11 protein-coding genes and 1 pseudogene are annotated in these 14,316 nt (G+C 33.1%); 11 read left to right on the top strand and 1 reads right to left on the bottom strand.

Annotation, left to right across the window (positions count from 1 at the left end):
• Positions 1–145: 145 nt before the first annotated feature.
• The 10 genes and pseudogenes from BFJ97_RS01135 to dinG all read left to right on the top strand — a co-directional run bounded on the left by BFJ97_RS01135 (position 146) and on the right by dinG (position 11,380).
• On the top strand, positions 146–817 hold the full coding sequence (locus BFJ97_RS01135; RefSeq protein WP_068982817.1) for a TetR/AcrR family transcriptional regulator: 672 nt from the start codon (positions 146–148) through the stop codon (positions 815–817).
• 2 nt (positions 818–819) lie between these two features.
• Positions 820–1,567 (top strand): annotated as a pseudogene (locus tag BFJ97_RS25770) (lysostaphin resistance A-like protein).
• 401 nt (positions 1,568–1,968) lie between these two features.
• The gene (gene panB / locus BFJ97_RS01125) at positions 1,969–2,805 is read left to right on the top strand and encodes a 3-methyl-2-oxobutanoate hydroxymethyltransferase (protein WP_068982816.1); all 837 of its coding nucleotides are present in this window, start codon (positions 1,969–1,971) and stop codon (positions 2,803–2,805) included.
• Complete coding sequence (panC, locus tag BFJ97_RS01120) at positions 2,805–3,659, top strand: pantoate--beta-alanine ligase (protein WP_068982815.1); 855 nt, start codon at positions 2,805–2,807, stop codon at positions 3,657–3,659. The genes panB and panC overlap by 1 nt, the downstream gene beginning before the upstream one ends.
• A 1-nt stretch (position 3,660) precedes the next feature.
• Positions 3,661–4,044 (top strand): aspartate 1-decarboxylase, encoded by a 384-nt coding sequence (panD, locus tag BFJ97_RS01115; RefSeq protein WP_068982814.1) that lies wholly within the window; start codon positions 3,661–3,663, stop codon positions 4,042–4,044.
• A 352-nt stretch (positions 4,045–4,396) separates the two neighbouring features.
• Positions 4,397–4,957, top strand: a complete 561-nt coding sequence (locus BFJ97_RS01110) for a hypothetical protein (protein WP_068982813.1) — start codon at positions 4,397–4,399, stop codon at positions 4,955–4,957.
• A 416-nt stretch (positions 4,958–5,373) separates the two neighbouring features.
• Positions 5,374–7,143: an ABC transporter ATP-binding protein gene (locus BFJ97_RS01100; protein ID WP_083226871.1), complete on the top strand. Its 1,770-nt coding sequence runs from the start codon at positions 5,374–5,376 to the stop codon at positions 7,141–7,143.
• Positions 7,144–7,176: 33 nt separating this feature from the next.
• The gene (locus tag BFJ97_RS01095) at positions 7,177–7,713 is read left to right on the top strand and encodes a MauE/DoxX family redox-associated membrane protein (RefSeq protein ID WP_068982811.1); all 537 of its coding nucleotides are present in this window, start codon (positions 7,177–7,179) and stop codon (positions 7,711–7,713) included.
• Positions 7,714–7,762: 49 nt separating this feature from the next.
• Positions 7,763–8,293: a TlpA family protein disulfide reductase gene (locus tag BFJ97_RS01090; RefSeq protein WP_068982810.1), complete on the top strand. Its 531-nt coding sequence runs from the start codon at positions 7,763–7,765 to the stop codon at positions 8,291–8,293.
• Between the two features lie 315 nt (positions 8,294–8,608).
• The gene (dinG, locus tag BFJ97_RS01085) at positions 8,609–11,380 is read left to right on the top strand and encodes an ATP-dependent DNA helicase DinG (RefSeq protein ID WP_068982809.1); all 2,772 of its coding nucleotides are present in this window, start codon (positions 8,609–8,611) and stop codon (positions 11,378–11,380) included.
• Positions 11,381–11,543: 163 nt separating this feature from the next.
• Here dinG and BFJ97_RS01080 read toward each other — a convergent pair whose 3' ends face one another.
• On the bottom strand, positions 11,544–13,346 hold the full coding sequence (locus tag BFJ97_RS01080; RefSeq protein ID WP_254660092.1) for a sensor domain-containing diguanylate cyclase: 1,803 nt from the start codon (positions 13,344–13,346) through the stop codon (positions 11,544–11,546).
• Between the two features lie 591 nt (positions 13,347–13,937).
• Here BFJ97_RS01080 and BFJ97_RS01075 point away from each other — a divergent pair.
• Positions 13,938–14,294: a DUF378 domain-containing protein gene (locus BFJ97_RS01075; protein WP_068982808.1), complete on the top strand. Its 357-nt coding sequence runs from the start codon at positions 13,938–13,940 to the stop codon at positions 14,292–14,294.
• Positions 14,295–14,316 lie beyond the last annotated feature (22 nt).

Raw genomic sequence — 14,316 nt, 5'->3', positions numbered from 1 at the left:
CCTATACAGGTTCTTATATTATATGTCGTATAGTATGGTGGAAGTATATTACATATTGCATTGGATTGTCAAATTTTATTAAAAAGTTCAAGAGGAAAATAAAAATGATAATAGTGTCATTTTTTTATGCTTGGAGGTAGAGGTAATGCCAAAGGTAAGTCATGAGTATGTAAAGGAAAAGAAAAAAAGTATTTTAGAAGCAGCCATAGCAGTATGTAAAGTTAAGCCACTCTATGACATGTCGATGAGGGATATTATTAAAGCATCAGGAGTAAGTCAAGGTGGGATTTATCGTTATTATTCAGACTTGGATGAAATACTTATTGAAGTTATTAATCAAGTAAATGTTAATGCAGACTATAAACATATTATCGATGGCATTACGGATACGGGTAATTCCCCCACAAAGACAATCATTAAATTATTTAATTTTCTTGGAGAGTACATGAAGGAGAACGTATCGACAGTTGGCAAAATCCAATTTGAGCTTACGATTTTATTTGCTAACAATCCAGAAAGAGAAAAAAATTTTTTATCGAACATTTATGAGAATGAAAGTGGGCAATATTTTATGCAACAAATTTTTCATTCCATCCATAAGGGTATTTCTTCAGGATGTTTTCAGCTTAAGATATCGATAGAGGATCTATCTACTTTTATTATGACGTCCATTGATGGCATTGTGAGAGACGTTGTCTTGCAAAAATGTTACGGGGTGTTCTCAAATGATCAAGTGCAATTTGATGAGATTCGTTTGATGAATACACTTTGCAAATCCGTATTATTACTATTGGGTACGAAAGAAGGAGAGGATTAAAATTGGGAATAGAGGTAAGAAGATTTCTATTTTATACCTTTGCAACGTCTTGGATAATATGGGGCAGTTTAGCCTTATTAACACAGCTGAATTTACTGAAGTTTGGCAATGCAATATATATGCTATTGTTTGTTCTCGGCGGAATTACTCCTGCAATTTGTGAGATTTGGTTGAAAAAGAAATATTCGACTAAAGAAGAGTTCAAATCATTTATCCATAATGTAAAAAATCCTAAGCATCCTGTATCTTGGTACATATGTGTAATCGGATTGGCATTTGCGGCTTTTTTTTTTACCAACGCTATGGGGTGGAGCAACTATAAAGAATCCAATGTATCTGGCGTTACTTGAATTGCCAATCATGATTATTGGAGGAGGAGTGGAAGAAATCGGCTGGCGTGGTTTTTTGCAGCCTTCATTACAAAAAAGATGGTCTCCCTTCACGAGCATAATGATTGTGGGCGTTATTTGGGCAGTCTGGCATCTGCCATTATGGTTTGTCGTGGGATCAAATCAAATGAACATGAACTTTCTATGGTTTTCTCTAATAACTTTAGCGTTATCCTTTTTATTGACGATCATTTACCAATCCACTAAAAGTATTTTTCTCTGTATTATTTTCCACGCTTTAACCAATTCATTTTGGGATGTTTTTGTACCAATTACAAATGTATCGTCTGGTTTTTTCACATTATTATTTGCTCTGTTACTATTTACATTGTTTGAAGTTTATCGAAAATCAAACTTTTAAAAACGAATGGTTTGAAATTGGTATTCGTTATGGATCGTAATTATTAGAAAATAATATTTGAAGATTACTAGAGGAATCTGTTATAGTATGTGCGAAGGGCAGTATCCTTTTGTGAACGGCACCTTCAAAAGCGTAAGACCTATTATAATAAATATCTGCCTTGATCTTTTAATGACAGGGACGGAAGAAAACAAGCGTTCAAAATAGTACTTGATTCAATGGAATAGGCTATTCTCTCAAAGATATTGGATTGTGTATGCCTATGAAAAATCAAGATACGGCCTCTTATCAAAATTCAAGACAAGAGGTATTTTTGATGACGAACGAAACACTACCCTTCTGTCCATTTTAGGTGCAGAGGGGTTTTTCTGTTTTCTTCCCTTAAAAAGGAGGACTACACAATGAAAACAACTTCAGTTTTTTTAAAGATGAAGGCAGCAGGTGAGAAAATCGTTATGCTCACTGCCTATGATTACCCTGCTGCAAAATTTGCCGAGGATGCAGGTGTCGATATGATTCTAGTGGGAGATTCACTAGGCATGGTCGTACTAGGTTATGACTCTACAATACCAGTAACAGTAGCAGATATGGTTCATCATGCAAAAGCGGTGCGTCGTGGGGCAAAGGACACATTTGTTGTTGTTGATATGCCATTTGGTTCGTATCACGGTGATGTAAACGAAACGTTGAAAACGGCTGTATTCATGATGCAGGAGACGAGAGCTGATGCACTTAAGGTAGAGGGTGCTGGAGATGTTATTCCGGTAATTCGTAAATTAACGTCGGCGGGCATTCCGGTGGTAGCACATTTAGGTTTATTACCACAATCGGCAGGGGTGCTTGGTGGTTATAAAGTACAGGGCAAAACAGCTGAGCAGGCAACGAAACTTATCGAAGATGCGAAACAATGCCAAGAGGCTGGTGCTTGTGCAGTTGTTTTAGAATGTATTCCACATCAGTTAACAGAAATGGTATCTGCTAATCTTATTATTCCAACGATTGGTATTGGTGCTGGTGTAGAGGCTGATGGACAAGTATTGGTTTATCATGACATGCTAAGCTACGGTTCACATCATGTACCGAAATTTGTGGAACAGTTTGCTAATATGGGCCGAGAAGCAAGCAGTGGAATTGCTAGTTACGTAGAAGCGGTAAAAGCAGGCACATTCCCAGCACCCAAGCATTCCTTCACAATGAAAGAGGAAGCATTGGATCAGCTATATGGGGGCGTAAAGTAATGAAAGTCGTAACTACAATCCAAGCACTAACCGTAGAAATCCAAGCAGCCAAACAAGCTCAAAAAACAATTGGACTTGTTCCGACGATGGGGTATTTACATGAGGGCCATTTAACGCTAGCAAAAACAGCTCGTGAAGAAAATGACTTAGTCGTTATGAGTATCTTTGTAAACCCAACACAATTTGGGCCAAATGAAGACTTTGAAAGCTATCCGCGTGATCTGCCACGAGATACTGCTTTGGCAGAGACTGTTGGTGTAGATATTGTTTTCGCACCAAGTGTTGAAGAAATGTATCCTCACGATGGCGGTATTCGTATTCATGCGGGTGAACAAGCAACAATTCTTTGCGGGGCGAGCCGTCCAGGCCATTTTGATGGCGTTTTACAGGTTGTATCAAAATTATTTCATCTAACACAGCCGACACGAGCTTATTTCGGCCAAAAGGATGCACAACAAGTTGCGATTATTGCTACGATGGTACGCGATTTTAATTTCCCTTTGGACATGCGAGTAGTGCCAATTGTGCGTGAAGAGGACGGCTTAGCCAAATCTTCTCGTAATATTTATTTAAGTGAAGTAGAGCGTAAAGAAGCACCAGCAATTAATGAAGCACTACAGCTTGCTCGTCACAGCTTTTTAGCGAATGGTGATGCAGTGAATGCACTTGCTAAAGCAAAGAATCACATTGCAGCACGTACACACGGAGAAATAGACTATTTTGAGCTATTAGCGTATCCAGACTTAACACCAATAACGGCTGATACGGAGCAAGTACTGTTAGCAGCGGCTGTATATATGGGTAAAACTCGTTTAATTGATAATTGTATCTTTAATGTGAAAGAAGGATTATAAGATGTTGCGAATGATGATGAATAGTAAAATCCACCGTGCTACAGTGACACAAGCAGATTTAAATTACGTTGGATCGATAACGATAGATGAGGATATTTTAGATGCAGTAGGTATGCTCCCGAATGAAAAGGTGCATATCGTCAATAACAACAATGGGGCACGCTTTGAAACCTACATTATTGCAGGGGAGCGCGGATCAGGCGTTATTTGTGTGAACGGTGCAGCAGCACGTCTAGTACAATGTGGAGATATTGTGATTATTATTTCTTATGTGTATGTAGACAACGAAGAGGCAAAAGATCATAAGCCTACGGTTGCCATTATGGGAGAAGGTAATACGATTAAAGAAATGATATCCTATGAGCCAGAAGCAACGGTGATGTAATTTTAGATTAGTTATACAGGAGGATGTAGAGATTAATTAGCAAGGTGTATTTCCATTAATTATCTAAAGATTTATAGTGTTTTTTTTTGAAATATATAATTTTTTAATAGACAATTTTGAAGAAGATGCTGTTTGTATTTTATAAGCAGCATCTTTTTTATTGTCATTTTAAATATTCAGATAAATCACACAATTCTTCACTTTCACTTACATAGTTTGTACTGATATTTCTATAAAATTCACAATCTATAGATCAAAATGGAATTTTTTTATATTTATTGTTGACATTTGTTAAAACTTGTATTTAAATGTAAATATAAGTTTTAACAAAAAAAGGTAGGTGTTCATTGATTTGGAATACTCGGAAAAACTTTCTATTATTTTATTGTTAGGTTGTTTAACAATATTATTAATAAAAATATTTTTATTAATAAATAATAATAATAATACAAACAAAATAGTTGATTACGTTAATGTAAAAAATGATGAATTAATGACACCAGTACAATTTGAAAAGCTTATAATGAGTAGTCAATTTGAAAAAACATTAGATATGTATAAACCGAAGATTTTATTGTTAATTAGTAAAGATTGCCCGTACTGCAAAGAGATTTTTGAGATATATTGGAATGAATTCCATAGTAAAGTTAATAACTATATAGATATTTTTGTATTAGTAGAAGATATTGATAAAAATTCAGAATCTTTTTTAAAACTATATGATTTTAATTTCAATATTCTTAAATATGATAGGCAATTTCTTGCTGAAAATTCAATTGATACTGCCCCTTCATTTATTTATTTAAATGAAATAAATGAAATAATATTAAAAACACCAGAGGTTTATCGCTTTTTTAATTTAGTTTATGAATCTAATTCTACAATCAAAAAAAAGGAGGAAGTATTATTATGAGTAATTTTCTAAATAATTTAATTCAACCAGCAGGATATGATTGTTCAAACAAAAAATTTTACAAATGGTGTCAAGGTGACGCACGTTGTGCTACAGAGGGGATGATAGGTACTTTAGGACGATGGGTTGACGCGAACAACACGTCAGTCGGATGCGATGGTAATATACAGCTTTGCAATTGTGGCTGCACTAAATAAAGCTATATAAAAATAGTCTAATATATAAAGTGAAAAATTAAATAAAAATAGTCTAGTATTGTAGAATTAGAATTTATAATAAAGGTTGGACTTTAAATGTCGAACAAACCGTAGACAGTTTTCTTTTGTCTACGGTTTTTTAGAACATTCATTTTTTAGCGTAAGGATAAATTTATTCAAATATAGTGACAATAAATAATAATTAGGGAGAATTTAAAAATGTTATTTTATATAATAAATTTTTATATTAAAAACTGTTTAAAATTATCTATTTTTAATATAAGTTTAAAAATAATAAATGGTTTTTCTCCAGTAATTTCTATATACTTTTTCCAATTGTTAATTAACGAAATATTATATTACATAAATGGGGAATCTGAACTAAAAAAATTGATAATTCTTTTTTTGATTCAAATTTTACTATTAATTATCCCGTATTCTATAAATCATTTGCTTGCAATAAATGAACAAATACTTACAAATAAAGTAACAAAAATCCTTACAAATGAAATTTTTTTTAAAACCTCTCAAACAGAATTTCTAAATTTTGAAAACCCGGAATTTTATGATTCTTACCAAAGAGTCATTTCAAATAAAGAAAATTTGAATAATGCTTTTAATGCTTTGACTTATCTTGTTAGTGCTTTAATAAGTCTAATATCTTCACTGGCTTTACTAACAATTATTGATAATTTAGTTGTAATAATAGTAATTTTGGGGGTTATTCCTTATTTCGTTATTCAGCTTAAATTCTCTAAAAAAAATTTCCTGTTTTTGTCAAGTTTAATACCTATACACAGGAAGGAACAGTATATCTCATTTACACTTAGCCAACGAGATATGTTAAAGGAAACCATTATTTTTAATAGCTTTGATTTTTTTGTGAAAAGGTGGAATAACTATTTTCATGAATATACAGACTCCGAAATAAATTTCCTTAAAATTAAAACTAAATATCTTTTTTTATCAGAGATAATTCTAGTTCTAACATATGCTTTTTCTGGAATTATTGTAATTTTGAATTTACAAACAAGTACTACAGCTGGGGGGGTATTAGCAACTTTACAAGCAATTCAGTTATTACAAAGCAATTTAAGCCTTTCTACTAGATATTTTTCAGATTATAAAAATTCGTCTTACTTTATTAAAGATTTTCTAGAATTTGTAAAAACTCCAGGAAAATCAGAAAAGGAGTATTCAGTTTCAAATAAAGAAGAGTTAAGAATAAAAAATATTAAAATTAAAGATCTTTCTTTTAAATATCCAAATATGAGTGAAAATATATTAAAAAATATAAATTTGGAAATAAATTATGGCGAGAAGGTTGCTATTGTCGGTCAGAACGGTAGTGGCAAAACAACCTTAATGAAAACCATTTTAGGCCTATATTCTAACAAAAGTGAAAATATAAAAATAAACAATATCAAATTTAATGATTTGGACATTAAGAAATATCAAGAAAAAATTTCTGTTTTATTTCAAGACTTTGTTCATTATGAACTCACAGTTAATGAAAATATTTCATTTGAAAATGATGAGAATTACGATAATTCTCGCATCAAGAATGCTATCAATAAGGTTGGCTTAACAGAATTTGTTGAGAATTTACCTCATAAGTATGACTCGGTATTGGGACGACAGTTTGAGGGAGGAAATGAATTATCAGGAGGTCAATGGCAAAAAATTGCATTAGCAAGAGCATTATATCGTGATAGTGATTTAATTGTGTTGGATGAACCGTCTTCTGCGCTTGATCCGATTGCAGAAAAAGAAATTATGAATAACCTTTTAAATATTTACGAAGGTTCAATTTTATTTGTTACTCATCGATTAAAAATAGCCGCCTTAGCAGATAGAATTATCGTTTTAAAAAATGGTGTAATTATAGAAGAAGGTACTCATCAAGAGTTAATAAATAAAAAAGGATATTATAACGAAATGTATAATGCCCAAAATAACATTCATAATATTGAATTTTTAGTTCACTAAAAACTTTTTAAGAATAATTAGGAGGGAAGAATTTTGTATTCTATATATTGGATAAGTAATTTTCTTTTAATTTTTTTAATATTCATTTTTAGTACTTCTGCTTTGGATAAAGCAATTAATTTTAAGAAAAGTATTGTAACTTTTTCTAGTTTTGGTATTAAGAAAAATTTTGCTCAAATTGCTTTAGTATTTTTATTAGTCGTAGAATTTTATATTGCTATATCTTTGAAATTAATGGGTGTTACATTAATTAATTTACTTTTAATCACTATTTTTTTTAGCACTGTATCAGTAGTAATATTTATAAATATCAAGAAAGGGAGAAAAAATATTTCATGTGGATGTGGTGGGATTTTAGAAAATGATAATCTATCATATTCGATCATCATTAGGAATGTAATTTTTATTTTAATAAGCTTATGTTTATATGATAAAAAATTAGATATTTCTAATGCTCATTTAATTATTATTTTTATTGTCATAGCTTCAATAGGGTTTATTAACTTATCAATAAAAAATCTTGAAAATTTCAAAAAGAATATGATTAACGTTATTGAAAAATTACAATAAAATCAAGATTCGAAATATAAACCAATATTAAAAAGAGAGGAAGATGAAAATGTTTATTAATTTTATTATTGGAATAATTGCTGTAGTTTTACTTGTAGAAACATATGTAATTTATAGTTTAATTAAACTTATAAAGAATTTCTTAACGGAAATTCATTCCATAAAAGGTATTCAATTTGGTACCATTGCACAGGGAGACTTAGCGCCATTATTTAGAGCAGAAAATCAAAATAAGTCTAGAATAGTTTTAAAAGATATTTTAAGAGATAATGAAGTGACTTTATTATTTTTAAGTAATACTTGTTCTCAATGTCAAGAAGTTTTGAAGAATAGTAATGAAATCTTTAATGATTCTACAAGATATACCATTATTATTATGCAAGACCAATTAAAAGAAGAAATGTTCTTAAATAATGAAAAAATCAGTTTGATAGTTGCACCAGATTTATTTAAAAATTATAAAGTAACAAAAACACCCTACCTTTATTTTGTAGATAAGAACGGTCTAGTGAATTTTTCTACAGAAATATCAAATCCTAAGCATCTTAAGAAGTTATTATTATTAGAAGATGCTTCTTAATTTATAATATCTCTTTTAAAAAATGAAACAGGTGACGAATTAACAGCTTAATTCCTTTTCACCGGTTTCGTTTTTTCTTTTTAAATACTATATTCCTATGCACTTATTTAAGTGAAAAATTGAAACAAAATCATTCTAAAACATCTTTTATAGTTTTACAATAGTTTGTAACTTAGCCTAATGTAGAATTGAAAATTTAAAGCATTAGAATAAGTTTTAGTATAAAAGAACACTACGTAGGTAACCCATACATGACCAAACATATGATTTTATGTTAAAATTCATCTATCTAATGTGAACTGTGAGTTGAGATGTATGATGGAAAGTCAAAAGTATGCAATTGTAGATTTGGAGACGACTGGTCATTCACCGGCAAATGGGGACCGAATGATTCAAATAGCCATTGTTATTATGAAAGATTGGAAAATTGAGCGCACCTTTACGAAGTTTATTTATCCAGGTAAATCCATTCCAACTTTCATTCAGGATTTAACGCATATTACGGATGAGGATGTAAAGGATGCCTTGCCGTTTGAGGCACATGCCGACTACATATATGAATTACTGGCTGACTGTGTATTTGTCGCGCATAATGCGGATTTTGACTTATCCTTTTTACAGGCGGAATTCAAGCGTGCTAGTTTACCGAAATGGCAGGGTAAAAAGATGGACACGGTTGAGCTTGCCAAAATATTATTCCCGATGTCACTCAGCTTTAAGCTAGGTGATTTAGCGGCTGATTTAAATATAGAGCTAACAAATGCACACCGAGCAGACGATGATGCCCGTGCAACTGCTGAGCTCTTTATACATTGCTGGAAGGAGCTACTCAGTCTCCCACAGCTAACGCTTGAACAAATGCATAAACGTTCATTCAGATTAAAATCAAATTTATCCCAGCTGTTCTTCGAGGCGCTTCAAATTAAACGACAGCATGTCACTACTAATGAAAATGTCTCCTATTATCGCAATTTGGCTGTTTGTGATGGACGAAAAAAGTATACAAATAATGCAGAGATTGTAGCGTATCCACAAACGGCAGCTGACAAAGTATCATTAATGACAAAGGCGATGCCGAATTTTGAGCAACGACCCGCCCAATTCGAGATGATGGACACTATTTGGCAGGCGTTAAATGACAAAAGGGAGTGCGTTATTGAGGCTTCAACTGGTATTGGTAAAACAGCAGGATATTTACTTCCTGCGATTTTGTATGCTCGAGCAGTCGATAAAAAAATTGCGATTAGCACATATACGTCACACTTGCAAGAGCAGCTTGTTGAAGAAGAGCTACCCAAGATTGAAAAAATCCTTGGCACTAAAGTAAATATTGCTGTTCTAAAGGGCATGCAGCACTATATTGACCTTACACGTTTTGAGCAATGTATGGCATATGCAGATGAATCCTATGACGATACCTTTACGATTTTACAGATTCTCGTTTGGCTTACTAAAACAGAAACAGGTGTGTTAAGTGAGCTCAATGTTTCTGGTGGCGGACAGTTATTTTTAGAGAAAATCCGCAAAATGCCTGATGAAAAACCTTCTAGGGGCTTTGATTTCTATGAGCAAGCGTTAAAAAATAGTGAATTTGCCGATTGTATTGTGACCAATCATTCTATGGTACTCAGTGATTTAGTCCGCCAAACTCCGATTTTTACACAAATCGATGGATGGATTATTGATGAAGCACATCAATTTGTACAATCCGCCATGCAACAAGACGAAATTGTATTCTCTTATACGCAGTGGAAGTATATTTTCGGCCAAATCGGAACGATGGAGGAAACGGCTTTATTCCAACAATTTAGTCAGGCAGCTAAGAAAAAACAACGTGTTCCTATGCAAAGTTTACAACGACTAGATGCACAACTGATACGCCTACAACGGACATTCGATGAAACAATTCAGCGAGCTGTGCAAAAAATGCAGCAACAAATAAAAGGGAAACAAGCTAGTAGCAAATGGACTTTGTTTTTAGAGGATGTATCGTTAGCAAAAGAACCGCTTTTGCAAGTGAGTAAGCTCACACAGCAGTGGCTTGATCTTGCGACAGAGGTAGGTCATACCTTTGAAAATAATATTGAGCAATTAGATAAAAACGAGCTCTATATATTATCAGAGTGGCATTATTGGATCCGTGAATTGAAGGTGAAAATCGCCGAGTGGGAGGAAATTTTCCTATCGCCACAGGATGATAATTCAGTGTGGCTAGAATTTGATTTACGGAGCGTTCCTGGAAGCTTGCATGTCTTTAAAAAGCCTGTCAATGTCACGCCTATTATCGAAAAAGTACTTGCACCACTTCGTAAGCAGGCAAGTATTGTTTGGACTTCAGGGACTTTAACTGTGCCGGGCAATGAACGTTTTGTGACCCGTCAGCTTGGTATTTCTGATCGTGTACAAGTAATAAAGCTTCAAGCACCACCAGCCTATTATGCAGGAGCGAAAGCATTTATTGTTACGGACATGCCTGATATTCAACATGTGTCACAGGATGAATATATTGAAGCGGTGGCCCAAGCTATTACCCGTACGGTGCGGATGACTGAGGGACGTTGTTTCGTTTTATTTACGGCGCAGGACATGCTTCGCAAAACTGTAGAGCTTATTCAAGATAGTGAACTCCTTGATGATTATATGCTTTTTGCACAAGGTGTTACGGGTGGTAGCCGTATGCGAATTCTGAAATCATTCCAAAAGTTTAGCCATTCGGTACTCTTTGGTACAAATAGCTTTTGGGAAGGTGTGGACGTTCCAGGTGACGCACTGGCATCGGTTATTGTTGTTCGTTTACCGTTTTCTTCGCCAGAAGAGCCTGTATTTAAGGCGCGAGCAAAACATCTTACTGCTCAAGGTCGTAATTCCTTCAATGAGTTATCATTACCGGAAGCCATCATGCGCTTTAAACAAGGCTTTGGTCGTTTGATCCGTTCATCACAAGATAAAGGAGCCTTTATAGTTTTAGACCGCCGCATTTCAACAAAGTCCTACGGTAAGGAGTTTATCAAGGCATTACCACCGATTACTGTAAAGAAATTGCAGCTACCTGAGTTGTTAAAGGAACTTAATAATTGGCAGAAATAGATGAAACCCCTTTTGGCAAAACTAAAAGGGGTTTTTCGTAGAATAGAATCTAGCTAAAAAGTAACGGTTGGTCAAAGAGTGCAGGGAGCGGAGCGAATAGTTACTTATCTGATGTAATCGACCAAAAAAGCGTCAAGACAAAATGACTGTCTTTGACGCATCTTTATTTAATAGAGACAGGGACATCATCTATTAAAAATTCAACATAATTTCTGCCTTGTTCTTTTGCTTGATATAAAGCCTTATCACATCTAAATAATAAAGTATTTAGTGTATCACCATCTACATAGCTAGTTACACCAAAGCTACTAGTTTTTCGGTGCACGACAGGGAATTGATGATTTTCAAATTGTTGACGAAGCTTTTCAGAAAGCTTAACAGCATCATCTAGTGTAGTTTGAGGGCAAATAACTAAAAATTCCTCACCACCCCATCTTCCAATTGTATCTTGCGGTCGAATCGTATTTTGCAGGATCTCTGCTACGTTCATTAAAACTAAGTCGCCTACTTGATGGCCGAACTCATCATTTACTTCTTTAAAATAATCAATATCTAGTAGAATTATCGAGAACGGAGCGTCATGATGTTGTGCATGTTCTATAGCTTCCGCTAACACATAGTCTAACCTTACACGATTAGGGATTTGAGTAAGACGATCTGTATTTGCTAATTTTTCAAGGTCAAGTTTTGCACTTTCTAGTTCTTGTGTTCGTTCTTTTACTTTATGTTCGAGCGTTTCAGTGAGCGATTGTTGCATTGCCTGATGCTCTTTTTTTATTATATTAATTTTATCGCCTAAAGCTAATGACAAAAATATAGCTTCGAAAATAGCACCGACTGCAGGAACAGCCTCAAATATAATTGGATGGAAAGGAATAATACTTAAAAAAGCTAATGCTTGTACAATGATGGAACCAAGCAGAACAGTCCAACCGACTATATAAAATCTAGCCATTTTGTGGCCTTTTAACCACACAAATATTCCTGATAACCAAAGAAAACTAAAGACAACTACAGCAAAAATACTTGTGAAATTATTTGCAATCGCAACATCAGGGATAATAAATGAAGTTATTAAAGAAAATATCGTGATCCCTAATAGTATATTTCCTATTTTGTTGAATCGAGGTAAGTATTTTTTTAGTTCTAGAAACTCTTTACTAAATAGAATCATAAATAAAAATAAGATATTGCCACTTATGGCTGCGGATTTTATAAACAACCATTTAGGCAAAAGTTGTCCTACTAGTTCAATATCTAAAGAATTCAAAGTAGCTTGATAGAGAATAAAACTAAACATATACAAAACGTAGTAAAAGTAAGCTTTTTCTTTTAACGAAAAAAATAGAAATAAATTGTAGATTAATAATGCGGTTAAGAATCCATAAAAAATCCCTGTTAAATATTTATAGTCAATAATCTTATTGGCAAAGCTATCCGTTGTGAAAAGATAAGAAATTGTATTTAATGGTAATTGTCCATCTAATTTTATATAAATTTCTTTGATGGTTGGATCTTCAATTTCAAATAAATGAGAACGAAAATGAATTTTTTGTTCATCAATATTTGCTATGCCTCTTTTTTGAACACGATAGGAGCCATCTTCTTTCACTAAAAACATGTCAATGCTATTTAATTTGTCTGTTACCTCTAACCAGTAAGACTCCTGTTTATCCTTTAATATTTCATCGGCATCTAACCGTAGCCAAATCGTATCATTCGTATGCCCAAAAGATAAATAATTTTCTTTACTAGCGACAAAGGAATTGTCATATGCACCACTTAATATATCTTCTATCGTAATTTTTTTTGACGGGTCACGAAAAATATCATAATACTTACCCAATATTATAGGTTCTGATTGTTCTGCCGCATGACATGTTAAGTTGAATTGTGTAAAAGTAAATATAAGTACGATAAAAAAATAAAATAACAGGTTGATTTTTTTAATTTTATTTTTCATCATTCATTCTTTCTCCTATCTTAATCCCTCTCCTTCAGTTTTTAGTAAGCGTATTGATGAAAGGTTTTATAAGGTACTCTAAAAATAGAGTATTATGTAAATATATCACACTTTATTCTATAATTAGGATATTTTCCTGAATACTAAATAAAATATTTAAATAAGTTACGTTAATTGTTAACAAAAAAATTCACAAAGACCATAAGAGTAAGAATGAGGATGGCTCATCAACAATATACAGGCATCATCATGCCAAAAATCAAGGAATTTAATGAACTATAATTAGTGGAAAAGCGATTATTTATAGGAAATATGCTTGTCGGAACGGCAATCATTTAATTAAAGAGCAGCTCAATATCTGTGATTCACTGACATTTCCTTTGTTTGAAGTAAAGACTTAGCTTAGTTAGCCTTTTGTATAAATAAGCGGTTATTGCAAAAAATAAGATCGTCAAAATGGGCAATTTAATTACAATAAGTGTTTGTAATTTTATCACTTGTTATGACAGATTTTTCTGCAAATCGAACGCTTTATACATGTGAAAAATGGACGTGTATACTGGCTTCGTATTTACAAATGAAGGAGGTGTAAACATGAGCGTAGTTTATAGAATCGCTTTAGTATTAGTCATCATTGGAGCAATCAACTGGGGATTCATTGGATTCTTTAGATTTGATTTAGTTGCCTATTTGTTTGGTGGACAAACTGCGGTATTGTCACGATGGATTTATGCATTCATTGGGTTAGCCGGACTAATATCGTTACCGATTCTTGTTATGCGATTTGATGAGGATGAAGATCTTGATACAACTGACCTGGATCCTTATTCTCGTATAGACCGAAATCCTAGCTATGGTATGGAGGCTGGGGAAGAAGCGGATTTTATTGAAGTAAAAACAACTGAAGTGAAAAAAGTAGAAAAAAAGGATTCACAAAACAAGTACAAATAACCTCCATTTTACCGATATACCT

The organism is Lysinibacillus xylanilyticus (assembly GCF_001708185.1).
GTDB lineage: Bacteria > Bacillota > Bacilli > Bacillales_A > Planococcaceae > Lysinibacillus > Lysinibacillus xylanilyticus_A.
This window is presented reverse-complemented; position numbering and strand designations above follow the sequence as displayed.

Excerpts from the sequence above, each read along its gene's own strand:
- BFJ97_RS01135 (WP_068982817.1), top strand. The coding sequence starts at position 146 with ATGCCAAAGGTAAGTCATGAGTATGTAAAGGAAAAGAAAAAAAGTATT.
- panB (WP_068982816.1), top strand. The coding sequence starts at position 1,969 with ATGAAAACAACTTCAGTTTTTTTAAAGATGAAGGCAGCAGGTGAGAAA.
- panC (WP_068982815.1), top strand. The coding sequence starts at position 2,805 with ATGAAAGTCGTAACTACAATCCAAGCACTAACCGTAGAAATCCAAGCA.
- panD (WP_068982814.1), top strand. The coding sequence starts at position 3,661 with ATGTTGCGAATGATGATGAATAGTAAAATCCACCGTGCTACAGTGACA.
- BFJ97_RS01100 (WP_083226871.1), top strand. The coding sequence starts at position 5,374 with ATGTTATTTTATATAATAAATTTTTATATTAAAAACTGTTTAAAATTA.
- BFJ97_RS01090 (WP_068982810.1), top strand. The coding sequence starts at position 7,763 with ATGTTTATTAATTTTATTATTGGAATAATTGCTGTAGTTTTACTTGTA.
- dinG (WP_068982809.1), top strand. The coding sequence starts at position 8,609 with ATGATGGAAAGTCAAAAGTATGCAATTGTAGATTTGGAGACGACTGGT.
- BFJ97_RS01080 (WP_254660092.1), bottom strand. The coding sequence starts at position 13,346 with ATGATGAAAAATAAAATTAAAAAAATCAACCTGTTATTTTATTTTTTT.
- BFJ97_RS01075 (WP_068982808.1), top strand. The coding sequence starts at position 13,938 with ATGAGCGTAGTTTATAGAATCGCTTTAGTATTAGTCATCATTGGAGCA.